We start from the raw sequence: 23,198 nt of genomic DNA, 5'->3' as shown, positions 1-23,198 counted from the left end.
GGCGAAGCCCGGCGCGCGGCAGCGCCCCCCCGGGATGCCGCCATGACCTCCGGGCCCGCATCCCGGCTCCCCGCGCCGGGTCGGTAGTCCGTGTCGGGAAGAATAATCCTGCGCGCCCTTGCAATATCCGGCGGAAGGGCCATATTGGTCTCAACACGAAATTTGTCTCCACCCTGACCACGGATGTACTGGCAGCGTGTCGAGGCAAGTCAGGAAGGTCGGTGCGAATTTCGCCCGGCCTTTTTCTTTGCCCGATCGGTGCCGGAGCTCCCACAGTACCCTCCGAGCGTCACCCCGGCCCCCGAGCCGGGGTCCAGCCACCGCGCGTCCGCGTGGTGAGAGACTCTTTTTGCAGACGATCCCGACCGAGAGTCCCCCGGCTCGCCGACACGAGCCCGCTGGATGCCGGGTCGAGCCCGTCATGACGCAGGAGAGTACGCAATCAGCCGCTCAGGCCAGGCGGAAGCCCAGCTTCTTGCCGGTGAGCCTCGCAAGCTGCTGCAGCCGGCCGTCGAGCCGTTCGCCCATCAGGTCGCTGCAGTCCCGCGGCACCACCAGCACGATATCGACATCGCCGTCGCCGGCGCGCGCCGGCTCGAAGGCCAGCCGCGGCACGGTGCCCGGCATCGAGGCCGAGAACAGATAGACCACGCGCAGCATGCCGCCGAGCAGCTTGGCGAGCTCGAGATAGCGCGGCGTGGCGATCGCCGCCATCGAGGCGGAGACGCCGTCGTCGTTGAGACCCTCGAAGCGGAAATAGTTGGCCAGCGCGATATAGGCGCGGCCGGCATGGCTGATGCCGGTGAAGGTGGAATGGGCGATGATGTTGAGCGCCTGCGGGCCGCGGTAATCGGGGTGGGCGCGCCAGGAGATGTCGGCGAGCAGGCACGCGGCCTGGCGGTAGCGGCTGTCATCCTCGGTTTCGGTGATCCCGAAGACCGGAAACATCCGGCCGGTCCATTGCGCGAGCTCGCGGGCATGCTCGGGCGAGCGGGCGCGCAGGATGGCGAGTTCCCCGGCCGCCGTCAGCAGCGGATCGAGGCGCGCCTCGCGCTCGCCCAAGAGCGAATAGAGATAGCCCTCGCGGACGCCGAGCGCGGAGAAGCTCACCCTTTCAGCCTTCATGGCCATCAGCGTCTCCTGCAGCGCCACGGCGCCGTAGGGCAGCAGCGAGCGCCGGTTCTTGGAGACGGCCTTGAGCGTCTCGACGTGGCTGCCCTTCATGCGCGCCACGTCTGCGAGAAACTCGATCGCCTCGGGGGCGGCGATCTCGTATCCCTGCATCATGTGCAGCTGGTAGGAGGTCATCTCCATGTGCAGCTTTGCGATGTTGCGCCAGGTGCCGCCGACGGCATAGAAGGTGCGCCCTGCCCCTCCCTTGAGCACGGGGGCCTTCTTGAGATGCTCGCGCACGATGGCGCGGGCCTTGGTGACGGAACTGCCGGCCAGTTCGGCAAGCCTCAGGCCGCCCAGCGGAAGGGTCTGGCCGCCGGAATAGGCATGATCCCGGACATCGACGAGTTCCAGCGAGCCACCGCCCAGGTCGCCTGCAATGCCGTCGGGCAGATGATAGCCGCTGACGATGCCGAGCGCCGAGTACTTGGCCTCCTCCTCGCCGCTGAGCACCCTGATCCGGCAGCCGAGCACCGCTTCCGCATTGGCGATGAATTCCGGACCGTTCTCGGCCTCGCGGGCGGCGGCGGTGGCAAGCACGTGCATGTCGCGGGCGCGGGCCTGGTGCGCCAGCGCGCGGAAGCGCTTGAGCGCGCCGAGCGCCCGGGCGATGCCGTCGGCGTCCATGCGGCCGCTGCCGGCCAGACCGCGGCCGAGGCCGCACATCACCTTCTCATTGAACAGCACAGCCGGCGCCCGGCTCAGCCCCTCGTAAATGACGAGGCGGACGGAGTTCGACCCTATATCGACAACGGCAACAGGGTGAATGCCCGGCAGCCGGCCTTGCGCTTCCGATTCGACCATCAGGTCTATTGCTTCTCTTTTGCCTTGCGGGCAACCCGGCCCGCGATCAGCTTGGGCGCATTGGACTTCAGGGCTTCACCTCGGCCTGACAGGCTGGGATTGGTCATGAAATACAGCTGCGCATCGAACGGCTCCTCATCCGGCTGGGCTATGACTCGCCGTGAGGTCCCGTCAGGGAGTATCTCGTAACTTTGCTGGTTATCAATCAAATTCCCCAGCATGATCTGCGAGAGCACCTGTTCATGCACAGTCTTGTTGATGATCGGCACCAGGGTTTCGACCCGGCGGTCGAGATTGCGCGGCATCAGGTCGGCCGAGCCGATATAGACCAGCGCCTCCTTCGACGGCAGGCCCGCGCCATTGCCAAAGCAGTAGATGCGGCTGTGCTCGAGGAAGCGGCTGACGATCGACTTGACGTGGATGCGGTCGGACAGGCCGGGCACCTGCGGACGCAGGCAGCAGATGCCGCGAATGATCAGGTCCACTTCGACGCCGGCCTGGCTGGCCCGGTAGAGCGCATCGATGATTTCCGGATCGACGAGCGAATTCATCTTCATCCAGATCGCGGCCTGGCGCCCGGCGCGCGCATGGGCCACCTCCGCCTCGATGTTGTCGAGGATGCGCGCGCGCAGGTTGAGCGGCGAGACGGCAAGCTTGGACAGGCCTTCCGGCTCGCCGTAGCCGGTGATGAAGTTGAACACATGCGCCATGTCGCGGGCAATCACCGGATCGCAGGTGAAGTAGGACAGGTCGGTGTAGATCTTGGCGGTGACCGGGTGGTAGTTGCCGGTGCCGAGATGGCAGTAGGAGACCAGCCGGTTTTCCTCGCGCCGGACGATCAGCGACATCTTGGCGTGGGTCTTGAGCTCGATGAAGCCGAAAACCACCTGCACGCCGGCGCGCTCCAGATCTCGGGCCCAGCGGATGTTGGCTTCCTCGTCGAACCGCGCCTTGAGCTCGACCAGCGCGGTCACCGATTTCCCGGCTTCCGCCGCGTCAACCAGCGCGCGAACGATCGGGCTGTCGTTCGAAGTCCGGTAAAGCGTCTGCTTGATGGCCAGCACGTCGGGGTCGCGCGCTGCCTGAAACAGGAACTGAACCACCGCGTCAAACGACTCGTAGGGATGGTGGATGACGAGGTCCTTCTCGCGGATGGCGGCGAAGGTGTCGCCGGCATGTTCGCGGATGCGTTCGGGAAATCGCGCATTGTAGGGCACGAAGCGCAGGTCCTCGCGCGGGGCCTTGGTGATTTCCGACAGCGTGTGCAGCGCCAGCAGGCCTGGCAGCACGGCGATGCGGTTTTCGGGCACGTTGAGTTCATGCACGACGAATTCGCGCAACGGCTGCGGCAGTTCGGAATCGAACTCTATGCGGATCACCGAGCCGCGGCGGCGGCGCTTGAGCGCGCTCTCGAACAGCCGCACCAGATCCTCGGCCTCCTCCTCGACCTCGATGTCGCTGTCGCGAATGAGACGGAAGGTGCCCGAACCGTGCACGGTGTAGCCGGGATAGAGCCGTCCGATGTACATCGAGACCACGTCCTCGATGGTGATGTAGCGGATCGCGCCGGCGGAATCGGGCAGCCGGACGAAGCGGTCGAGCGCCACCGGAAGGCGGATCAGCGCCGTCATCGGCTCATGGGTTGCCTTGGAGTAGAGCTGCAGGCAGATCGAGAAGCCCAGATTGGGAATGAACGGGAAAGGATGCGCCGGGTCGATGGCCAGCGGCGTGAGCACCGGGAAGATCGACTGCAGGAACTCGTCCTCAAGCCACACCCTGTCGGCGTCGTCGAGCACCGTGGGGCGGACGATGAGGATGTTCTCCGCCGCCAGATGCTGCTGCAGCACGGCGAGCGAGGCCTGCTGCTCGAGTTGCAGGCCATCGATCTCGCTCAGGATGGAATCGAGCTGCTCGGCGGGGCTGAGACCGTCGGCCGACCGGGTGGAGATGCCCTGGCGGACCTGGCCTTCGAGGCCGGCAACTCGGACCATGAAAAACTCGTCCAGATTGGCCGCAGAGATCGACAGGAACCGCACCCGCTCGAGCAGCGGATGATTGTCGTTGAGCGTTTCCTCGAGCACCCGCCGGTTGAACTGCAGCCAGGAGAACTCGCGGTTGACGAAGCGTTCGGGGCTGGACATCAGGTCGACGACCGGAAGCTCCGGCACATCGATCTTCAGCGGCGTCACGTCGGCATTCATATCTGACAGGTCGTCCATGGTCCGGGCATCCGATTGGTCTCGCGCCTGCCTTATAGCACGAGAACGAAGGAACTATGACAGTTCGGTGTCAGCGTTTCCGGCCGCCATTTCGGCCAGCGCCTCGGCGGCCAGCGAGCGGGTGATGCGCGACTGGCGCCCCAGCGCCAGCGCGTCGAGCCGCACGACGAGATGACGGGCGGCGGCCAGCGAGCGTTCCATCCGGGCGACGATATAGGAAATGACCCGGTCGTCGGCCGCCACCTGGCGGTCGGCGAAGAGCTTGACCAGCACCTGGGCGAGCAACTCGTCATCCGGCTCGCCGATCTCGACCGTCATCGCCGCCTTCAGCCGCGAGGCCAGGTCGGGCAGCGCCACGTTCCAGGCGGCCGGCCATAGTCGGGTGGTGATCAGCATGCCGCCGGAATGGGCGCGCACCGCATTGATGAGGTGAAACAGCTGCACCTCGTCAAAGCCGGTCTGGTCGATGTCCTCGATCAGCACCGGACCGGCCGAGGCGAGCGCGATGGCATCGGCGTCTCCGGCGGACGCGGCAATGGACACCGCACCCGATTTTGCCGCCCAGATGGAGGCCAGATGCGACTTGCCCGACCCGGTGGGCCCGGTCAGGATGACGACCGGAGATGGCCAGTCCGGCCAACGGTCGACGATGGCGACGGCGGCGCTCAGCCGGTCGGAAACGATCAGGTCGTCGCGCGAGGATGCGGGTACGGGCGCGAAATCGAGCGGGATCTGGCTGGAGCGCGGCGGCTTGGGCATGTCGGCGGCGGTGTCCTTGCGTTTGGCTTGCTGCGAACGATCGCGGTGCCGGTCAGGGCTTGGCAGGCTTGCCGGGCCGGGCAGCCTGAACGGCACCGACCGCGGCCTTCCGCGGCTTGGCCGCCGCCGGGGCCTGCGGCAGGGTAGCCGGCGCGGCCGGTACCGGCGGCGCGGGGGACCGCTCGGTTCCGTGATACAGGTCGCTTTCCAGATAGCGCTCGATGGTGAAGCGCACAAGCACGCCGATGGCCGCGGCCGTGGGCACGGCCACCAGCAGGCCGACAAATCCGAACAGCGCGCCGAAGGCGAACAGCGCGAACATCAGCCATACCGGATGCAGCCCGACCGACTGGCCGACGAGCCGCGGCTGCAGGATGTTGCCCTCGAAGAACTGCCCCGTGAAAAAGACGGCGGCGACGATGCCGACCATGATGTAGTCGGGCCAGAACTGCACCAGCGCGACGCCCAGCGCCAGCACCAGGCCGAGCATCGAGCCGACATAGGGAATGAAGCTGACGAGACCGGCGAACAGGCCGATCAGCAGGCCGAAATTGAGCCCGGTCATGGTCAGGCCGACGGCGTAGAAAACCCCGAGCAGCAGGCAGACCGTACCCTGGCCGCGAACGAAACCGGCTATCGTGGCGTCGATGCGGCGGGCCAGTTCGCGCACGGTCTCGACATTGTCGCGCGGGATCCAGCTGTCGACGCGGGCCACCATCCGGTCCCAGTCGAGCAGCAGGTAGAAGGCCACCACCGGAGTGACGATGAACAGCGAGGCAATGTCGATGAGCGCCTTGCCGGAGTTCCAGATCTGCTGGAAGATCGTGCCGACAAAGCCTGCCCCCTCCTTGAGGAGGGCGGCGAAGCTGTCCTTCAGCCCCGCCATCTGGGCGACAAGCCAGTCGGGAATGAAACGAGATTCATGCGTGAGCAGCGTCTGCAGGTCGGCGATATAGCCCGGCAGGCGGCTGCCGAAGTCGGCAGCCTGGGTGACGAGCAGCGGAATGATGATGATCAGCGCCAGCGCGAAAACGAGCACGAAGGCGATCAGGATCACCACCGTCGCCATCAGGCGGCTGAGGCCGATACGCTCGAGCCGGTCGGCGACCGGATCGAGGAAATAGGCCAGCGCCATGCCGGCGACGAAGGGCAGCAGGATGGAGCGGAACAGCAGCAGGAAGCCGCCGAAGATCGCCAGCGCCACAAGCCAGAAGAACAGCTGGCGACGCAGGACCTTCGGATCGATATGGGTAGCCATCGCGCTCTCGCTTTTCGTTGTCCGCCGCCCGGTCATGATCCGGCGCCGCCCGATCCGGCCATGTGCCGCAGCCAGATGACGAGATAGGCCGCCGCCGAAGCGATGGTCAAGCCCGCAACCGCCACCACGAGCCAATATACCTGGGCGGCGAATTCGCCCGCACCGGCGAGGCTGGCCAGCACCACGACGATGAGCAGGATCTGGAGCGCGGTGTTGATCTTGGACACCAGCAGCGGCCGCATCTCGACCGGGTTTTCCATCAGCCCTGCGAGCAGGACACCGCCGACGATCATCAGGTCGCGCGATACCACCAGCACCACCAGCCAGAGCGGCAGGGCGCCGAGATAGCCGAGCATGATGGCGACGCTGACCAGCAACAGCTTGTCGGCCATCGGATCGAGATAGGCGCCGAGTTCCGAGCGCTGGTTGAACTGGCGGGCAATGAAGCCGTCGAGCCCGTCCGACAATCCGGCCAGCAGAAAGATCACGAAGGCGGCCTGCATCTGGCCGTTGATCATGGCCATGATGACGAGGGGAACCATGAGGAAACGGGCAATGGTGATGAAGTTCGGCAGTGTCATCTCGGCCCCAGGTCTCCGCGGCATCCTTCGAAGATGGTTGATGCGCCTTCCGAATCCAAGGGTCAACCAACTTCGATGGCCGGAGGAAGGCCGGAAACCGGGGAGAAATGCACCCCTCCGGCTTGCGCCAAGAGCGGCAAAATGCCATCCCCCGGGGATTGCATCCAATGCCCGCACGGACAGGACCTCGCCCCATGACTCACCCGAAGAACGGTCTCACCTACAGCGACGCCGGCGTCGACATCGATGCGGGCAACGAGATGGTCAACCGCATCAAGCCGCTGGTGCGCTCCACCCGCAGGCCGGGCGCCGACGGCGAGATCGGCGGCTTCGGCGGTCTGTTCGACCTGAAGGCGGCGGGATTCACCGATCCGGTGCTGGTGGCGGCCAATGACGGGGTGGGCACCAAGCTGAAGGTCGCCATCGACGCCGACCGGCACGACACCGTCGGCATCGATCTTGTGGCCATGTGCGTCAACGACCTGGTGGTGCAGGGCGCCGAGCCGCTGTTCTTTCTCGATTATTTCGCCACCGGCAAGCTCGACCCGGCGCAGGGCGCGGCCATTGTCGGCGGCATCGCCCAGGGCTGCCTGATGGCCGGCTGCGCGCTGATCGGCGGCGAGACCGCGGAAATGCCCGGAATGTATTCCAAGGGCGACTACGACCTGGCGGGCTTCGCAGTGGGCGCGGCCGAACGCGGCCGCCTGCTGCCCACGCCCGACATCTCCGAGGGCGACGTCATTCTGGGGCTCGCCTCCTCCGGCGTGCATTCCAACGGCTATTCGCTGGTGCGCAAGATCGTCGAGACGAGCGGGCTCGGCTGGGATGCGCCCGCCCCGTTCGCCACAGCCGACGAGGGCGAAACCCTTGGCGCGGCGCTGCTGGAGCCGACACGCATCTATGTCAAGTCGCTGCTCAAGGTGATCCGCGAGACCGGCAAGATCAAGGCGCTGGCGCACATCACCGGCGGCGGCTTCCCGGAAAACATCCCGCGCGTGCTGCCCGAGGGGCTGGCCGCCCATATCGATCTCGACGCCATCTCGCCGCCGCCGGTGTTCTCCTGGCTGGCGCGCACCGGCGGCGTGGCGATGACGGAGATGCTGCGCACCTTCAACTGCGGCGTCGGCATGATCGTCGTCACCGCCGCGGACAATGCCGACGCGGTCGCCGCCGCGCTGTCGGATGCCGGCGAGCAGGTCATCCGGCTCGGACATCTGGGGCCGCGGGAAGCCGGATCGGCGGGAGTGGTGTATTCCGGAACGCTGTCACTATGAGCGCCGCGGCGACCGCCGCCGGCCGGACGAGGGTCGCGGTGCTGATCTCGGGCCGGGGCTCCAACATGGCAGCCCTGATGGAAGCGGCGCGATCGACCGATTATCCGGCCCGCATCGCGCTGGTGATCTCCGACAAGCCGGAAGCCAAGGGGCTGCAGACCGCCGGATCCTACAACATCGCCACCCGGGCGATCGCCCGCACCGCGTTTGCGGACAAGGCCTCGCACGAGGCGGCCATCAGCGAGGCGATCGAGGCCTCGGGCGCCGAACTTGTCTGTCTGGCCGGCTACATGCGGCTGCTTTCGGGCAGCTTCATCCATCGCTGGCGCGGCCGCATCATCAACATTCACCCTTCGCTGCTGCCCTCCTTCCCCGGCCTCGACACCCATCACCGGGCGCTGGCCGCGGGTTGCCGGATCCATGGCTGCACCGTGCATTTCGTCACCGAAGGCATGGACGAAGGTCCGATCATCGCCCAGGCAGCCGTTCCGGTGCTCACCGGCGACACGCCCGAGAGCCTGAGCGCGCGGGTGCTGGAGGCAGAGCACCGGCTCTACCCCGAGGCGCTGGCCATGGTGGCACGCGGCGCGGTGCGCATGGGCGCCGACGGCCAGGCGATCTTCCGGGACTGACGATCCGCGACGGTCATGACCCGGCGCGGGCTCACCGGGCGTCGGCGAGATCCTGAAGACGGAGTTCATCCAGCCGCCCGAGCTGACCCAATTGGTGTTGGCCGAGGCGATGGGTGTCCAGCGGAAGCATGTCAACGAACCGTGCAAAAACCGCCGCAATGTGACGGCGGCGACCGCGCTCATTCTGGCGCGCGTATTCCGGCAACAGCCCGGACTTCTGGCTGAACGCCCAGCGCCGCAGCGACCTTTGGGATGCCATGCACAGCAAACGGGAACTGGCGCGCATCGAGCGCGCGAGACCGCCGACGGCGGCGTCCAGGCGCATGGCTTCACCTGAATCTTGACCATGGCCCGCATCGGTGACCTCTCGCTCCCTAAGTAGTTAGGGGTTCGAGCGGGAGCCGGTCTGCGTCCTTCTCCAATGCGGCAGGCAAAGGTCGCAGGGGGCTTGCATCATTGGCCTTTTTGGCAAATATTCCGCAGCATCGTCGGAACCATTCCGCCGAAGGTTGGTTCGTTCACCGTTGCTGCATGCCGTATGTGCTTTCGCTTGGGCACAGGCGTCGAGTGTGTATTGGGGACACTATGCGTTTACTGGACAGGTTTCTCGAACGGGTGATCCGAAAAGGAAAACTCACCATCATCGGAGCTGACGGATCCGTCCGCACATTCGGCGGTTCAGAACCAGGACCCGAGGCGACCATGCGCTTCACCCGGGACGGGGTCGAGAGAAGGATCGCCATCAACCCGGAACTGAAGGCGGCCGAAGCCTATATGGACGGCGACTTCGTCATGGAAGACAGCACCATCCACGACCTGATGCTCGTCATCTTCCGCAACAAGAGTCGCTTCGACAAATCGCCCAACCAGATCTTCTGGCAGGGCATCGACCGCAAGCTGCGCCGGCTCTACCAGAACAACTCGCTGTCGCGCGCCATCGGCAATGTGCAGAGCCACTATGACATCGGCGACGACATCTACCGCCTGTTCCTGGACAAGGACATGCAGTATTCCTGCGCCTACTTCCCGACCGGAAACGAGACCCTGGAGCAGGCGCAGACCGCCAAGAAGCGGCATCTCGCCGCCAAGCTGCAGCTCAAGGACGGCCAGCGGCTGCTCGACATCGGATGCGGGTGGGGCGGGCTGGCGCTCTACATGGCGCATGTGGCCAAGGTCGAGGTGGTGGGCATTACCCTTTCCGAACACCAACTCGAAGTGGCGCGCAAGCGCGCCGAGATCCTCGGCGTCAGCGACCGGGTCCGGTTCGAGCTGCGCGACTACCGCGAGATCCAGGAGCCGTTCGACCGCATCGTCTCGGTGGGCATGCTCGAGCATGTCGGCGTGCAGTATCTCAAGCCGTATTTCATGGCCGTGCGCGACCAGCTCAAGCCCGACGGCGTGGCCCTGATCCATTCGATCAGCGGCAAGGGCCCTCCCGGCGTCACCGGACCGTTCCTGCGCAAGTACATCTTTCCCGGCGGCTACGCGCCTTCGTTGTCGGAGGCCGTGGCGGCGGTCGAACTCTCCGGCCTCTGGTCGCTCGATTGCGAGATCTGGCGCTGCCACTACGGCTACACCCTGCACCACTGGCGCGAGCGCTTCGCGGCCAACCGCGAGGCGGCAAGCGCCATCATGGACGAGCGTTTCTGCCGGATGTGGGAAATCTACCTGTCGATGTGCGAATGCGCCTTCCTGGAGGGCTCGAGCAACGTCTTCCAGCTGCAACTGGCCCGCAAACGCGACGCGGTGCCGATCACCCGCGACTATATCGCCATCGAGGAGGCCCGCATCGAAAGGCTGGAAGCCGGCTTCGTCGACCGGGTGGCCGATACGGCCTTCGCCGCACTCGAAGCCGACGCGCGCGACAGGGCTCCGGCGCCCGCCCAACGGGAGCGAACGCCGGCGTGACCGGTGCCCGAGGGCGATGATTGCCGCTTCACGCCGCCTGCCCGGACGGCAACGGAATGAACCCGGCCCCGCCCGGCCGGTCCGGTGCTGCCCGCTTTCGGGCAGCTGGCGCCAAAGCACATCGCGGGAATTCAGATTCGCACGATGTGTTTTAGCTCTCTGTTCTGCATGTCGTGGTCCCGAAACCGCTGCACACTTTCGGGCGACACGCATTAGCGGAACTTTAAGCCGCAGCCGTCATTCTCCCGCCGCACCGGGAGAGCTGACATGGCCGCGAGATCCGTTTACCTGCAGGACAAGGTGGAGCCCGCCAGCGGCCGCATGAACCTGTCGTCGCTGCTGGGCGCCCTCAGCTTCGCGCTCGATCTGACAGAGGGACAGCCGCAGGGCCACTGCCTGCGCAGCTGCTGGATCGGCGCCCATGTCGGCCTGGCGCTCGGCCTCGACGAGGCGGCGATGACCGAGTTGCGCTACACCATCCTGCTCAAGGATCTGGGCTGCAGCTCGAACGCGGCGCGCATCTGCGAACTCTATCTGACCGACGACATCTCCTTCAAACGCGACTTCAAGACCGTCGACGGCAGCCTGAGCGCGGCGCTGCGCTTCGTGTTCAAGAAGACGGGTCTGGAATCGGGGCTCAGCGAACGCATCCGCGCCATCGTCAACATCCTGCAGAACGGCGGCGAAATTTCCAGGAGCCTGATCGAGACCCGTTGCCATCGCGGCGCCGACATCGCCGGCAAGATGCGATTCTCGAGCCTTGTCCAGGACGGCATCCGGTCGCTCGACGAGCACTGGGACGGATCGGGAAAGCCCGAAGGGCTGGGCGGCGACGCCATCCCGCTGAACGCCAACATCGCGCTGCTGGCGCAGGTGGCGGACGTGTTCCACCACGAGCAGGGCCAGGACGCCGCGCTGGCGGAAATCAAGGCGCGATCGGGAAGCTGGTTCGATCCGGCCCTGGTCGAGGCCTTCATCCGCGCCCAGGCCGACCCCGAGTTCTGGCGCGTTCTCGGCGGCGACGAGCTGGAGGCCAGGGTGTTTGCCATGGCCGCGGGCCAGGAGCAGGACATTGTCGACGAGGACTATCTCGACGACATCGCCGCCGCCTTCTCCGACATAGTCGACGCCAAGAGTCCGTTTACGGCCGACCACTCCAACCGGGTGACGCTCTACACCGACATGATCGCCGAGGAGATGGGTCTGTCCGACCCGCACCGGCGCTGGCTCAGGCGCGCGGCGCTGCTGCACGACATCGGCAAGCTCGCCGTCTCCAACCAGATCCTCGACAAGCCCGACAAGCTCGACGAGAAGGAATGGAAATCCGTCCGCAGCCACTCGCTCATGAGCGAACGGATCCTTGAGCGCGCAGCAGCCTTTGCCGACATCGCCCCGGTGGCCGGCGCCCACCACGAGAGGCTCGACGGCAAGGGCTATCCCTACGGCCTCTCCGGCGACGAGATCTGCCTCGAGGCCCGCATCCTGACCGTCGCCGACGTGTTCGACGCGCTGTCGGCGGAGCGGCCCTACCGGGCGGCAATGCCGATTGCCCAGGCGCTGGCGATCCTCGACAAGGACATCGACCTCGCCTTCGATCCGGCCTGCGTGGCGGCGCTCAAGCGCGGATTGCGGAAGCTGGAAGCAGACACGCTCGCCGCCTGAGCTTGCCGCCACCGGCGACTCTCTCCATACTTGCGCGGCAAGCCCTTGTTTCCGGAAGATGTTTCGATGCGGATAGCAGTGATCGCCGACACCCACGGCAACCGGATCGCGCTCGACGCCGTGCTTCGGCATCTCGGCGCCGCCGCCCCCGACCTGATCGTCAATCTTGGCGACCTCGTCTCCGGCCCCTTCGACCCGGCAGGCAGCGCCGATGTGCAGATGGGCCTTGATTGCGCGACCATCGCCGGCAACCACGAGCGCCAGCTCATCGAGGGCGGGACCGGCTTTTCCGATGTCTTCGCGCGGCCACGCCTGTCCGAAGCGCACATGGACTGGATCAAGTCACTCCCCGCCACCCTGAGGCTGGCCGAGGGGGAGGTCTTCGCCTGCCACGGCAGTCCGGCGGGCGGCGATCTCGAATACCTGCTCGAGGATGTGACGTCAGGACGGCCGATGGTCGACAGCGAGCAGGCGATCCTGCGCCGGCTGGCCGGCAGCGGCGAGGCCCGGCTGGTGTTGTGCGGGCACACCCACACGCCGCGCATCGTCAGCGTCGGCGGCATCCTCGTCGTCAATCCGGGAAGCGTCGGAATGCCCGGCTATCGCGACACCCTGCCGGTGCCCCATGTCATGGAAACCGGTGCGCCGCACGCCCGCTATGCGATCGTGGAGAGGCTTGCGGAAGGCTGGGCGGCGGAACTGCGGGCGGTGCCCTACGACTTCGAGGCGGCGGCGCGCCAGGCGGAAGCCGCCGGCCGCGAGGCAGTGGCGCACTCGATCCGCACGGGTCGGATGCCACCGGCCTGACCCCACCCCTGCCCGCGCGTGTCAGGGCCACTCCCCACTGCCGGCGCGGCGGAAGGCGGGGCAGCTCTCGCCACCCCGCCCTCTTTTTTGGCTCAAACCGGCTCAGACCAGCTCGGGCGTCACGTCGAGCGTGCCGGAAATGGCGTTCGAATAGGGGCAGACCTTGTGGCCGCCGGCGATCAGGTCCTCTGCGACATCCTTGTCGACGCCCGGCAGCGAGACCTTGATCTTGACGTCGAGGCCGAACCCCATGTCCTCGCGCGGACCGATGCCGACTTCGACATTGACGGTCGCGTCGTCGGGAACCTTGACCTTCTTCTGGTTGGCATAAAAGCGCATGGCGCCCATGAAGCAGGCGGCGTAGCCGGTGGCGAAGAGCTGTTCCGGATTGACGCCATCGCCGCCGGGGCCGCCCATTTCCTTGGGAACGACCAGATTGACGTCGACCGCGCCGTCATGGGTGCGGGACTTGCCGTCGCGGCCGCCGCCGGTTGCGGTGGCATTGGTGGAATAGACGATTTTCGTGGGCATGGGATCATCCTTCTATTGCATACGATTAAGTCGTGCACGATATATATTCGCAGAGCCGCGGCCTGTCAACCGCACGCGCTTGCGATTGCATCGTGCGCGACATAGGCTGGCCCCCAAGGAGACGTTCCATGACCGACCAGAGCAAGACCGCGAAACTGGCCTGCATTCAGGTGGAGGCCATGCTGTGCTTCGACCTCTATTCCACCCATCACGCGGTCGGGCAGGTCTACAAGCCGCTGCTGGCGCCGCTTGGCGTTACCTATCCCCAGTATCTGGTGCTCACCGTGCTCTGGGCAAGTGACAATCTCACCGTCGGCGCCATCGGCGAGCGGCTGTATCTCGAATCCTCGACGCTGACACCGCTTATCAAGCGGCTGGAGGGGCAGGGCCTGGTCAAGCGCAAGCGCGACCGCGAGGACGAGCGCAAGGTGCGGGTCAAGCTCACCAAGGCCGGCGACGCCATGCGCGCCGACGTGCAGCACATTCCGACCTGCCTGACGGAAGCCTTCGGCGTGCCGATGCCGGAACTGATGGGCGTGCATGAGACGCTGGGCAAGATCCGCGCCGCACTGAAGAAGCAGGCAGAGGCGGAGGCAAGGGGAGACGCCTGACTTCCGGTCATGGTGGCGGGCGTTCAAAGCCCCCCTCGCAGACCGTCGTCCCAACGGCCCTGGTCGCCAATTGGCCGCCCGTCGGCTTACCCTGCCCTTACCCAGACCCGGCTGTCGTGGAAGGCCACGCCGCCGTAGGGGGCGCAGGCGTCGGCGCCGGTGAGCGCGTTGATGCCCTCTCCGCCCTAATCCTAAAAGGGCCCTTTATCCCACCTGGGCGGTCGTTGGATCACCGACATCAGCGACGTTTGGGAATTCGATATTGTTCCGAATGTGCACGAACCACCCCTCTGCATCGTTCAGATGCCCATCTCCGTCAATCGAAACCTCAGACTTACTCACGGACTGCCCGACATTTCCGCCGATGACAAACGCCTTCTTTCTTGTCTTGTCGATTTCGACAACGATATCGGTGTGACTCGTGAACCATCCCTTGGCGGGCGCTTGTTCATAAGACAATTTTGCATCCGCACCCCTTGGGCGACCGATGAGATCCCCCACGCGCAAGACCTCCTCCCCCAACTTATAGCCGACGAGTGACGCCTTCAATTTATTGTTTTTTCTGTTGTTGATGGATTGTACAATCCATGTGGCGTGGCCCGACGAATAGGGAAATTTGTTTCCGGCGCCCGCTTGCTGCATGCAGTAGGAAACGAACGCGGCGGACCATGCCAATTTCGTGGTTCCGTCAAGCCTTCCCTTGCTCTTCGCATATTTGCTTACAAGTTTTTTGTATTCAGACGCGCCTATCGAAAGCCAGTAATCGGCAACGCGAGATGAATAGGGCTCCACTGCCTCCTTATTCTTTCCGTTCAATATCTTATCCTTTCTTCCGATGTCATTACCGAAGAAATTCCACTCCGCGTTGGCCATGGCCAACAATGAATGCAAAAAGCTCATACCCACCCCCCCAATGTAACAGATACTGCATCATATTACATTTTTCTCAGAATATATACGTTGCTTTATTGTAATTGCTTTGAATTTAATTCCGATTCATACATTCGTTTGAATGTAAATCTATTGGTATCCACACAATGCGGTGCACCAACGGGGTTCTGTGGGAATATCTTGGAAATGAGGGCGGCCGCGCCCTCCGATATGCGCAAGCGCGTGGCAATCGGCGAACCATGCACTCGAAGCTCTTTGCAGGCGGCGCGTCCGCGGTGCTTACCCTGCCCTCACCCAGACCCGGCTGTCGTGGAAGGCCACGCCGCCATAGGGGGCGCAGGCGTCGGCGCCGGTGAGCGCGTTGATGCCCTCGCCGCCAGCGAAGGCCGAGTTCGGCCACAGGCCCTCGTGGATGACCACGCCGCGGCGCTGGCCGGCATCGTGGCGGGCATGCATGGCGATCTCGCCGCGCAGATTGCCGAGCTTGACCCGGCCGCCGTCCTCGATGCCGAGTTCCGCCGCGTCGTCCGGATGGATCATCAACTCGGGCCGCCGCTCCTTGGCCTTCGAACCGGGCGTTTCGGCGAAGCTCGAATTCAGGAACGAACGCGACGGCGAGGTGGCGAGCCGGAACGGATGCGCCTCGTCGGCGGTCTCGATCAGCTCGACATGGTCGGGAAACAGCGGCAGCCGCTCGTGCGGGCCGAGCGGACCGACGCGCTCGGGCGGCCGGGTGACGGCCGGCGTGCCGGTCCAGTCCGGCTTGAAGCGGTACTTGCCGTCCTTGTGGCCGAAACCGTCTAGGAAATGCGCGGTGCGGAAATCCGGCTGCAGGTCGGCCCATTTCTCCGCCTCGAAGGACTCGAAGTCGCCGAGCCCGCGTTTTTCCAGCATGCGGTCGATGTGCTGGCGCTCGCTCATGCCGAAGCCCTGGCACCCGCTGACGCCGAGGCGCTTTCCCAGTTCCTCGTAGACATAGTGGTTGGTCTTCGGTCCCTCGGGCGGATCGACCAGCTTTGGGCCGAGCACCACATGCTGGTGGCCGCCGCCGCGATAGATGTCGTCGTGCTCGAGAAACATGGTCGCCGGCAGCACCACGTCGGCGAGCTTGGCCGTGTCGGTCATGAACTGCTCGTGCACGACGACAAAGAGGTCGTCGCGCTTGAGACCCGCGATCACCTTGCGCTGCTCGGGCGCGACATTGGCCGGGTTGGTGTTCTGGAACATGATCGCGGTCACCGGCGGGCCGCCATTGAGCGCCTCGGCCTCCCCGGTCAGCACCCGGCCGATGCGGGAATGGTCGAGCCAGCGGCGGCGCGGATCGAAATGCCTGCGGCCCTCAAGCTCCGACTTGTCGAGCCGGAAGATGTCGGAGTTGGAGTGGAAGGCGCCGCCGCCCTCGTGCCGGAACGAGCCGGTGACGACGGCCAGCGACAGCGCCGCATGCATGTTGGCCGAGCCGTTGCGCTGCCGGGTGAAGCCGTAGCCGAGGCGGAAATAGGTCTTGGCCGTGGTGCCGACAAGCCGGGCAAAGGCCTCGATCTCGGCCGCGGGAACGCCGCAGATGGCTTCAGCCCATTCCGGCGTGCGGGTCTGAAGATGCGATTCAAGACCGGCCGGGTCGTCACTGTATTCGTTGAGATAATCCCGATCGGCGAGATTGTCCCGGAAGAGCACGTGCATGACCGCGCAGGCGAAGGCGCCGTCGGTGCCGGGGCGGAGCAGGATCTTGATGTCGGCCTGCTTCATCGTCGGGTTGTCGTAGATGTCGATGACGACGATCCTGGCGCCGCGCTCCTTGCGGGCGCGGATGGCGTGGGTCATCACATTGACCTGGGTGGACACCGCGTTGGTGCCCCAGATGACGACGCAGTCGGATTTCGCCATCTCGCGCGGATCCGGGCCGCGCAGCGCGCCGGCGCCCATGGTGTAGCCGGTCCAGGACAGGTTGATGCAGATCGAGTCGAACTGGTTGGAATAGCCCTTGGCGTGGCGCAGCCGGTGCACGCCGTCGCGCTGCACCAGGCCCATGGTGCCGGCATAGTAGTTGAGCCATACCGTTTCCGGGCCGTGCCTGGCCTCGGCTTCATTGAACTTCTCGGCGATCAGGTCCAGCGCCGCGCCGAAACTCGCTTCCTTCCAGGTGCCCTCGCCCTTGGCGCCGGACCGGATCAGCGGCTTGAGCAGCCGGTCGGGATGATGGATGCGCTCGGCATAGCGGGCCACCTTGGCGCAGATGACGCCGGCGGTGTAGCTGTTGTCGCTCGCACCCCGCACCCGGCCGATACGTCCGGTCGACAAGAGCTCGACATCGAGCGCGCAGGTCGAGGGGCAGTCGTGGGGACAGGCGGTGTGGCCGAACACCGGACCTGCGGATTGCCGGGAAGATTTGGGGAAAGGTGTCGCATCGGTCATGCTTCCTCTATAAGGGAAAGCAACGCACCGCGCCACGGTCGGCATGCGGGCCATCACATCATTTCACCGGGGCATCAGCGGCGACGATGAATTATCGGCATTCCTATCATGCAGGCAATTTCGCCGACGTGCTCAAGCACGCGGTGCTGGCCTCGATCATCACCTACCTCAAGCGGAAGGACCACGCCTTCCGGGTTATCGACACCCATGCCGGTCCGGGCCTCTACGACCTTTCGGGCAAGGAGGCGCAGGCCACCGGCGAATGGCGCGAGGGTGTCGGCAGGGTGATCGCCGCCAAGAAGTCGCCGGCACTGACCGCATTCCTCGCGCCCTGGCTTGACGCGGTCAGGCAGCTCAATGCCGAGGCGGCTCCGGAAGGCAAGGAGCACGACGGCGGCATCCGGCTCTATCCCGGCTCGCCGAAGCTCACCCGCATGCTGATGCGCAAGCAGGACAGGCTCTCGGCGATCGAATTGCACCCTGCCGACGCGAGGCAGCTGGCCGCGCTGTTTGCCGGCGACTATCAGGCGCGCGTCACCGAACTCGACGGCTGGCTGGCGCTGGGCGGACACCTGCCGCCGAAGGAAAAGCGCGGCCTGGTGCTGATCGACCCGCCTTTCGAGATCGAGGGTGAATTCGACCGTATGGTCGATGGCCTGGCCCGCGCCACCCGGCGCTTTGCCGGCGGCACCTACTGCCTGTGGCATCCGATCAAGATCGACAGCGCCGTGGACGCCTTCCACAAGAAGGTGCAGGCGCTGGGCCGACCCAACACGCTGGCCGCCGAAATCATGGTCCGCAACAACAAGAACGCGCCCGGGCTGAACGGCTCGGGACTGGTGATCGTCAACCCGCCCTTCACGCTGGAAGCCGAGCTTCGCGCGGTGCTGCCGGAGCTTGCCAAGCTGCTTGCCACCGGCGCAGGCGGGTCCAGCCGGGTGATGAGGCTGGTGGGCGAGGAGAGGCCCGAGTAGTGGAGCGCCGCGGCCGCCGCGAGGCCAATGCGGCACGGACCGGCAGATGCGTGACAGTCGTGCGGAGATGGCGACACGGCCCCCACGCTCGATCTGCCACACCGTTTCCGGCGCCGGGGCGACCGCGTCGCATGGGGCCGCATCCGCCGGTGGCCGGTGGTGCTGGTGCACGGAACACCATTTTCCAGCCAGGTCTGGCGCCGCATCGCGCCGCTCCTGGCGCGGCACTGGACCGTGCACTGTTTCGACCTGATCGGCCACGGGCAGTCGGAGATGTGCGATGGCCAGGACGTGTGGCTCGGCGTCCAGAACGGCCTGCCTGCAGCGCTGCGCTCCCCTTGGCCGCTCGACCGCCAGGACATGTTGTATCGCGAGTTCGGGCAGCTCATCGCCGGCGGCAGGCTCATCCGGGTGCCCAATGCCGGCCATCTCCTCCGGGAGGATGCTCCCGAGGCGATCATCGCGGCGATGCTCGCCCCCCTCGCCTGAGGGCCGCGCTCCGGCGGCGGCGCCGCGCGACGATGAACGCCAAAGCAACCATTTCGCGCGCCAGCCCTTGACTTGACGCCCCTGCGGCACTTGATCATTGTTTGCCCGCTTGGCGTTCCAAGATTCGGTCAGCACAAAGGAAATCCTGATGAGCATCCGCACTTCACGCCGTCCCGCCGGCGCCGCCGCGCTTCGCCTCGCCATGGCGGGGCTGCTTGCCATCACCGCGCTGATGCCTGTCGCCGCGACGCCGGCGCGCGCCTTCACCGGCGGCAACTTTCCAGCCTGCGAGGCGCCGCAGGTGCTCACCTACATTCAGAAGCGGTTCGTCTGGACCGACCAGCACCTGCTCAAGCGCGGCCTGGCGATCGACGCCATCCATCATCCGGAGACGAACCGCGTCGTCCCCGCGGGATATGGCGAGCCGATCGGTCGGCTCTACTGCCACGCGACAGCCCGGATGAACGACGGCCACAAGCGTGAGATCTGGTATCTGATCGAAGCCGGCATGGGATTTGCCGGGATTGCCGACAATGTCGAGTTCTGCATCTCCGGCCTCGACCCCTTCAAGGTCTACGGCGCCTGGTGCCGCTCGGTGCGCTGAGCGCCGTGACGGTCGGCTCCTTGCTGCGGCCGGTCGCCGCTGCCGCGGCACTGCTTGTGGCACTTTCCGGCTGTTCGGATGCGGATGGTGGCGACACCGCGACCCAAGACGCCGCTGCCCCGCGGGCTTCGCAGACATCGCAGCCCTCGCCTGTTCCCGCCGATCTCCCCCGCGGCAAGGGATTTGATTTCTACGTGCTGGCGCTGTCCTGGTCGCCCAGCTACTGCCTGGGCGCCGATGCCGGCGGCGGCGGCCAATGCGCGTCCGGTCGGGAACTCGGCTTTGTCGTCCACGGCCTCTGGCCGCAGTTCGAGCACGGCTATCCGCAATACTGCGCCTCCGCCTTGTCCGAAAGGGTGACGGAGGCGGCGGGCGCACCGATGCTGGATCTGGTCCCCAGCATGGGGCTGCTGGGGCACATGTGGCGCAAGCACGGTCTGTGCGCGGGGCTGAGCCAGCAGGATTTCTTTCGCGTCACACGCGCGGCGCGGGCGCGGATCGCCATTCCGCAGGTCTTTGCCGACTCGCCGCGCAACCTTTCATCTACGGCGGCTGAAAGCGCCTTCGTCGATGCCAATCCCGGCATGAGCCGGACCGGAATCGCAGCCGTCTGCAAGGGCGGGCGCTTGCAGGAAGTGCGCATCTGCCTTACCCATGCGCTGGAGTTCCGCGCCTGCCGCGAAGTCGACGCCGCGGGCTGCCAGGCCGGAAGCCTGGCCGTTCCGCCGCCGCGCTGACCGGTGGCTCCCCACCGTCCCGGCCTCGTCCGATCATTGCAGAAGGTATCCCATGAAAATCCTCTATTCCCCCGCCTCCCCCTATTCCGCCAAGGTGCGAATGGCCGCCCAGCATGCGGGCATGGACCTCGAGTCGGTGATCGTCGAAACCAGCAAGGATCCCGCGGAGCTCATCTCCGCCAATCCGCTCGGCAAGATTCCGACGCTTGTCCTCGATGACGGCCGCGGCATTCATGACAGCCGCGCCATCATGCATTACCTCGATCGCGAGGGCAGCAGGCGGATCTATCCGCGCAAGGGCGAAAAGCGGACCGACGCCGAAGTGCTCGAGGCCCTCGCCGACGGCATCTGCGATTGCCTGCTCGCCATCGTCTACGAAAAGCGCATGCGGCCGGAGGAAAAGGTGCACCAGGACTGGATCGAGCGGCAGTGGGCCAAGGCCGAACGCGGCATGGACCATCTGGAGGCAAACATGCCGAGACTCGGCAAGACGCTTCACGGCGGCCATTTTTCGGTTGCCGCCATGACGTCCTACCTGGCGCTGCGCTTTCCGGGCCAGTGGGAACGCGGGCGGCCCAAGCTCAAGGCGTTCTCGCGCAAATTCTCGATCAGTTTCCCCGAGCTCGACGGACTGCGGCCGAAGGGCTGACCGAACATCGCCGGTGCGGCGAGGCTGCGTCACCTTGGTTCTTGCAAGAAACAAAGACAAGTTCTAGATCGACGGCGTCTGACCACCCCGCGCGGTGCGGTGTGGTCAGACGGACGGTCATGCCGCAAGCCCCGGTCGGAGTCGTCAAACAGAATGTGGCCCCGCCCGTACGGATGGTTCGATGCATCTCAAACGCCCGCACATCCGCAGTGAACTGCTCAGCCTACTGGTGGCTGCCTATCTCGTGCTCGCGTTCAACGCGACATTCTGGACCAAGGCGTCCGACTACTTCGGCGACGGTTCCGCCGGCTTCTGGGCGTTTGCGATCGCGATTTCCGCAGGCTTCGCCATTTGCATGGTCGTCGTCTCGGTCAAGTACCTGACCAAGCCCATCTTCATCCTGCTCATCCTGATCGCGGCGGCGACCGCCTGGTTCACTGATTCGTTCGGCGCCGTCATCGACCGCGAGATGATCCTCAACACGGTGCAGACGACGCCGGCCGAAGCCGGCCACCTGATGACGCCGGGATTCCTGCTGCACTATCTGCTCTTCGCGATCGTGCCCGCCATGCTCATCGCCTGGATCCGGATCGTGCACCGGCCGTTCATGGCCAAGCTCGCCTGGAACGCCGGGCTGACCGTGATGCTGGCGGCGATCTTCGTCGCCAGCGCGGCGCTGCAGATGCCGGCCATTGCGTCGACGCTGCGCCAGCACAGGGATCTTTTGAAATATCTCACTCCGGTGACGCCGCTGGTCAGCGTGTCGCAATATTCGTTCCAGACCGCGAGCAACATCAATCGCGAAGTCGTCGTCGTCGATGCCGACGCGCGCAGGGGCATTGCTGCGGCGGCGGACCGCAAACCCATGGTGACGATCATTGTCGCCGGCGAGACGGCGCGCGCGCAGAACTTCTCGCTGGGCGGTTACAGTCGGACGACGAACCCGTTGCTCGAGAAGCAGGACATCACCTATTTCCCCAATGCCACCAGTTGCGGGACCGCCACCGCCACCTCCATCCCCTGCATGTTCTCGCAGTTCGGCCGCCGCGACTTCAGCTTCGAGCGCGGCCAGTACACAGAGAACCTTCTCGACGTCCTGCGCCATGCCGGTGTGCAGGTGGAATGGTGGGAGAACAACACCGGTGACAAGGGTGTCGCCGCGCGGTCGGCGTCGACCGACTTCTCCGCGCTCAACGATCCTGCCTACTGCGTCAGCCACGAATGTCTCGACGGGATCCTGCTCGACCGCCTCGATGGCTGGCTCGACGGCGTCTCCTCGGATTCGGTGCTGGTGCTGCACCAGCTCGGCAGCCACGGCCCGGCCTATTTCCTGCGCTATCCGGACGAATTCAGACGCTTTGTCCCCGACTGCCGCACGGCGGAGTTCGCCGAATGCACCCAGGAGGAGATCGTCAATGCCTATGACAACACCATCCTCTACACCGACCACATCCTCTCGGGCGTGATCGACAGGCTGAAGGCGCGCGCGAACACCCTGTCCGGCGCCATGCTCTACATGTCCGATCACGGCGAATCGCTGGGTGAGAAAGGCCTGTACCTGCATGGCACGCCCTACATGTTCGCCCCGCGCGAACAGACACATGTGCCCTTCGTGATGTGGATGTCGGACGGATTTGCCGGTGCGGCGAAGATCGACCGGGCTTGCATTTCAGCGCTGGCCGGTGAAGAAGTCTCGCATGACAATCTCTATCATACAGCGCTCGGCATGATGGACATCATCGCAGCCAGCCGCGACCCGAAACTCGACCTGAGCAACGGCTGCCGGCAGGCGGCAAGCCAATGAGCGAGCACGGAGAGCCGGGCTCGCAGCGACGGCCTGTCAAGATCGAAGGCTGGCGCCACGCATTCGCCGCCGCGCGGTATTCCGGCGGCGGCCTCATGCGGCTTTGGCAGGAGGCGGCGTTCCGGCACGAGGCGATCTCCTATGGCTGCATCGTCGTCGTGTTCACGGCCATCGGCGCCGATGCCACCGCCCATGTGGGCGCCCTGGTGCTGTTCCTGCTGCTGATCGCCATCGAGGCGCTCAACACCGCCATCGAGGAACTGGTCGACCGGGTTTCCCCGGAAATCTCCTCCATGGGCCAGCATGCCAAGGATCTGGGCTCGTTCGCCGTCTTCTGCCTGCTGTTGATCAACGGCATCTGGGCCGCCTATGTGGTGGGAAGTCACCTGTTCGGCATCTGAAGCCGAACACAGGCG

The 23,198-nt window shown here is 65.5% G+C and carries 21 protein-coding genes and 1 pseudogene; 14 read left to right on the top strand and 8 right to left on the bottom strand.

Features of this window, described 5'->3' with window-relative positions; genetic code table 11:
- Positions 1 to 450: 450 nt before the first annotated feature.
- The 5 genes from ppx to DFR52_RS00165 all read right to left on the bottom strand — a co-directional run bounded on the left by ppx (position 451) and on the right by DFR52_RS00165 (position 6,794).
- Entirely contained in the window at positions 451 to 1,977 is a 1,527-nt protein-coding gene (gene ppx, locus DFR52_RS00185; RefSeq protein WP_110029932.1) for an exopolyphosphatase, read from the bottom strand.
- 5 nt (positions 1,978 to 1,982) lie between these two features.
- A complete protein-coding gene (locus DFR52_RS00180; protein ID WP_245415200.1) occupies positions 1,983 to 4,178 on the bottom strand; it encodes an RNA degradosome polyphosphate kinase in 2,196 nt (731 codons plus the stop codon).
- 72 nt (positions 4,179 to 4,250) lie between these two features.
- Positions 4,251 to 4,955: a DnaA regulatory inactivator HdaA gene (gene hdaA / locus DFR52_RS00175; RefSeq protein WP_110031035.1), complete on the bottom strand. Its 705-nt coding sequence runs from the start codon at positions 4,953 to 4,955 to the stop codon at positions 4,251 to 4,253.
- Positions 4,956 to 5,007: 52 nt separating this feature from the next.
- Positions 5,008 to 6,213, bottom strand: coding sequence for an AI-2E family transporter (locus tag DFR52_RS00170; RefSeq protein WP_110029930.1), 1,206 nt, complete (start codon positions 6,211 to 6,213; stop codon positions 5,008 to 5,010).
- Between the two features lie 32 nt (positions 6,214 to 6,245).
- Complete coding sequence (locus tag DFR52_RS00165) at positions 6,246 to 6,794, bottom strand: CDP-alcohol phosphatidyltransferase family protein (RefSeq protein WP_110029929.1); 549 nt, start codon at positions 6,792 to 6,794, stop codon at positions 6,246 to 6,248.
- 194 nt (positions 6,795 to 6,988) lie between these two features.
- On the opposite strand from DFR52_RS00165, the gene purM reads away from it, so the two are divergent.
- The 6 genes and pseudogenes from purM to DFR52_RS00135 all read left to right on the top strand — a co-directional run bounded on the left by purM (position 6,989) and on the right by DFR52_RS00135 (position 13,077).
- Complete coding sequence (purM, locus tag DFR52_RS00160; RefSeq protein WP_110029928.1) at positions 6,989 to 8,068, top strand: phosphoribosylformylglycinamidine cyclo-ligase; 1,080 nt, start codon at positions 6,989 to 6,991, stop codon at positions 8,066 to 8,068.
- Positions 8,065 to 8,700 carry a phosphoribosylglycinamide formyltransferase gene (gene purN / locus DFR52_RS00155; RefSeq protein WP_110029927.1) on the top strand — a complete coding sequence of 212 codons (636 nt, stop codon included), beginning with the start codon at positions 8,065 to 8,067 and terminating at the stop codon, positions 8,698 to 8,700. The genes purM and purN overlap by 4 nt, the downstream gene beginning before the upstream one ends.
- Positions 8,701 to 8,749: 49 nt before the next feature.
- Positions 8,750 to 9,044, top strand: a pseudogene (locus DFR52_RS00150) (HigA family addiction module antitoxin).
- 358 nt (positions 9,045 to 9,402) lie between these two features.
- Positions 9,403 to 10,608 carry an SAM-dependent methyltransferase gene (locus DFR52_RS00145; RefSeq protein WP_245415136.1) on the top strand — a complete coding sequence of 402 codons (1,206 nt, stop codon included), beginning with the start codon at positions 9,403 to 9,405 and terminating at the stop codon, positions 10,606 to 10,608.
- Positions 10,609 to 10,875: 267 nt separating this feature from the next.
- Positions 10,876 to 12,270 carry an HD-GYP domain-containing protein gene (locus DFR52_RS00140; RefSeq protein WP_245415135.1) on the top strand — a complete coding sequence of 465 codons (1,395 nt, stop codon included), beginning with the start codon at positions 10,876 to 10,878 and terminating at the stop codon, positions 12,268 to 12,270.
- A gap of 66 nt (positions 12,271 to 12,336) precedes the next feature.
- Positions 12,337 to 13,077, top strand: a complete 741-nt coding sequence (locus DFR52_RS00135; protein ID WP_110029925.1) for a metallophosphoesterase family protein — start codon at positions 12,337 to 12,339, stop codon at positions 13,075 to 13,077.
- A 102-nt stretch (positions 13,078 to 13,179) separates the two neighbouring features.
- Here the strand turns inward: DFR52_RS00135 and DFR52_RS00130 are convergent, their stop codons facing one another.
- Entirely contained in the window at positions 13,180 to 13,608 is a 429-nt protein-coding gene (locus DFR52_RS00130; protein WP_110029924.1) for an organic hydroperoxide resistance protein, read from the bottom strand.
- Between the two features lie 128 nt (positions 13,609 to 13,736).
- On the opposite strand from DFR52_RS00130, the gene DFR52_RS00125 reads away from it, so the two are divergent.
- The gene (locus DFR52_RS00125; RefSeq protein WP_110029923.1) at positions 13,737 to 14,219 is read left to right on the top strand and encodes a MarR family winged helix-turn-helix transcriptional regulator; all 483 of its coding nucleotides are present in this window, start codon (positions 13,737 to 13,739) and stop codon (positions 14,217 to 14,219) included.
- A 204-nt stretch (positions 14,220 to 14,423) separates the two neighbouring features.
- Here DFR52_RS00125 and DFR52_RS00120 read toward each other — a convergent pair whose 3' ends face one another.
- Positions 14,424 to 15,119: a DUF2272 domain-containing protein gene (locus DFR52_RS00120; protein ID WP_110029922.1), complete on the bottom strand. Its 696-nt coding sequence runs from the start codon at positions 15,117 to 15,119 to the stop codon at positions 14,424 to 14,426.
- Between the two features lie 270 nt (positions 15,120 to 15,389).
- Positions 15,390 to 17,525 (bottom strand): molybdopterin-containing oxidoreductase family protein, encoded by a 2,136-nt coding sequence (locus DFR52_RS00115; RefSeq protein ID WP_110029921.1) that lies wholly within the window; start codon positions 17,523 to 17,525, stop codon positions 15,390 to 15,392.
- An 86-nt stretch (positions 17,526 to 17,611) separates the two neighbouring features.
- Between DFR52_RS00115 and DFR52_RS00110 the strand changes: the two genes are divergently transcribed.
- The 7 genes from DFR52_RS00110 to DFR52_RS00080 all read left to right on the top strand — a co-directional run bounded on the left by DFR52_RS00110 (position 17,612) and on the right by DFR52_RS00080 (position 23,183).
- Positions 17,612 to 18,499, top strand: coding sequence for a 23S rRNA (adenine(2030)-N(6))-methyltransferase RlmJ (locus DFR52_RS00110; protein WP_110029920.1), 888 nt, complete (start codon positions 17,612 to 17,614; stop codon positions 18,497 to 18,499).
- 165 nt (positions 18,500 to 18,664) lie between these two features.
- A complete protein-coding gene (locus DFR52_RS00105) occupies positions 18,665 to 18,988 on the top strand; it encodes an alpha/beta fold hydrolase (protein WP_245415134.1) in 324 nt (107 codons plus the stop codon).
- 148 nt (positions 18,989 to 19,136) lie between these two features.
- Complete coding sequence (locus tag DFR52_RS00100; protein WP_110029918.1) at positions 19,137 to 19,592, top strand: hypothetical protein; 456 nt, start codon at positions 19,137 to 19,139, stop codon at positions 19,590 to 19,592.
- 5 nt (positions 19,593 to 19,597) lie between these two features.
- Entirely contained in the window at positions 19,598 to 20,329 is a 732-nt protein-coding gene (locus DFR52_RS00095) for a ribonuclease T2 family protein (protein ID WP_245415133.1), read from the top strand.
- 52 nt (positions 20,330 to 20,381) lie between these two features.
- On the top strand, positions 20,382 to 20,978 hold the full coding sequence (locus DFR52_RS00090; RefSeq protein WP_110029917.1) for a glutathione S-transferase: 597 nt from the start codon (positions 20,382 to 20,384) through the stop codon (positions 20,976 to 20,978).
- A gap of 181 nt (positions 20,979 to 21,159) precedes the next feature.
- Entirely contained in the window at positions 21,160 to 22,782 is a 1,623-nt protein-coding gene (locus DFR52_RS00085) for a phosphoethanolamine transferase (RefSeq protein WP_110029916.1), read from the top strand.
- Positions 22,779 to 23,183, top strand: coding sequence for a diacylglycerol kinase (locus DFR52_RS00080; RefSeq protein WP_110029915.1), 405 nt, complete (start codon positions 22,779 to 22,781; stop codon positions 23,181 to 23,183). Before DFR52_RS00085 ends, DFR52_RS00080 begins: the two co-directional genes overlap by 4 nt.
- Positions 23,184 to 23,198: the final 15 nt, after the last annotated feature.

The organism is Hoeflea marina (assembly GCF_003182275.1).
Taxonomy (GTDB): domain Bacteria; phylum Pseudomonadota; class Alphaproteobacteria; order Rhizobiales; family Rhizobiaceae; genus Hoeflea; species Hoeflea marina.
This window is presented reverse-complemented; position numbering and strand designations above follow the sequence as displayed.

Coding starts and splice junctions, on each gene's coding strand:
- DFR52_RS00085 (WP_110029916.1), top strand. CDS start 21,160: ATGCATCTCAAACGCCCGCACATCCGCAGTGAACTGCTCAGCCTACTG.
- DFR52_RS00110 (WP_110029920.1), top strand. CDS start 17,612: ATGAATTATCGGCATTCCTATCATGCAGGCAATTTCGCCGACGTGCTC.
- DFR52_RS00090 (WP_110029917.1), top strand. CDS start 20,382: ATGAAAATCCTCTATTCCCCCGCCTCCCCCTATTCCGCCAAGGTGCGA.
- DFR52_RS00130 (WP_110029924.1), bottom strand. CDS start 13,608: ATGCCCACGAAAATCGTCTATTCCACCAATGCCACCGCAACCGGCGGC.
- DFR52_RS00120 (WP_110029922.1), bottom strand. CDS start 15,119: ATGAGCTTTTTGCATTCATTGTTGGCCATGGCCAACGCGGAGTGGAAT.
- ppx (WP_110029932.1), bottom strand. CDS start 1,977: ATGGTCGAATCGGAAGCGCAAGGCCGGCTGCCGGGCATTCACCCTGTT.
- purM (WP_110029928.1), top strand. CDS start 6,989: ATGACTCACCCGAAGAACGGTCTCACCTACAGCGACGCCGGCGTCGAC.
- DFR52_RS00100 (WP_110029918.1), top strand. CDS start 19,137: ATGAGCATCCGCACTTCACGCCGTCCCGCCGGCGCCGCCGCGCTTCGC.
- DFR52_RS00165 (WP_110029929.1), bottom strand. CDS start 6,794: ATGACACTGCCGAACTTCATCACCATTGCCCGTTTCCTCATGGTTCCC.
- purN (WP_110029927.1), top strand. CDS start 8,065: ATGAGCGCCGCGGCGACCGCCGCCGGCCGGACGAGGGTCGCGGTGCTG.
- DFR52_RS00145 (WP_245415136.1), top strand. CDS start 9,403: ATGCGCTTCACCCGGGACGGGGTCGAGAGAAGGATCGCCATCAACCCG.
- DFR52_RS00140 (WP_245415135.1), top strand. CDS start 10,876: ATGGCCGCGAGATCCGTTTACCTGCAGGACAAGGTGGAGCCCGCCAGC.
- DFR52_RS00125 (WP_110029923.1), top strand. CDS start 13,737: ATGACCGACCAGAGCAAGACCGCGAAACTGGCCTGCATTCAGGTGGAG.
- hdaA (WP_110031035.1), bottom strand. CDS start 4,955: ATGCCCAAGCCGCCGCGCTCCAGCCAGATCCCGCTCGATTTCGCGCCC.
- DFR52_RS00180 (WP_245415200.1), bottom strand. CDS start 4,178: ATGAATGCCGACGTGACGCCGCTGAAGATCGATGTGCCGGAGCTTCCG.
- DFR52_RS00170 (WP_110029930.1), bottom strand. CDS start 6,213: ATGGCTACCCATATCGATCCGAAGGTCCTGCGTCGCCAGCTGTTCTTC.
- DFR52_RS00135 (WP_110029925.1), top strand. CDS start 12,337: ATGCGGATAGCAGTGATCGCCGACACCCACGGCAACCGGATCGCGCTC.
- DFR52_RS00115 (WP_110029921.1), bottom strand. CDS start 17,525: ATGACCGATGCGACACCTTTCCCCAAATCTTCCCGGCAATCCGCAGGT.
- DFR52_RS00080 (WP_110029915.1), top strand. CDS start 22,779: ATGAGCGAGCACGGAGAGCCGGGCTCGCAGCGACGGCCTGTCAAGATC.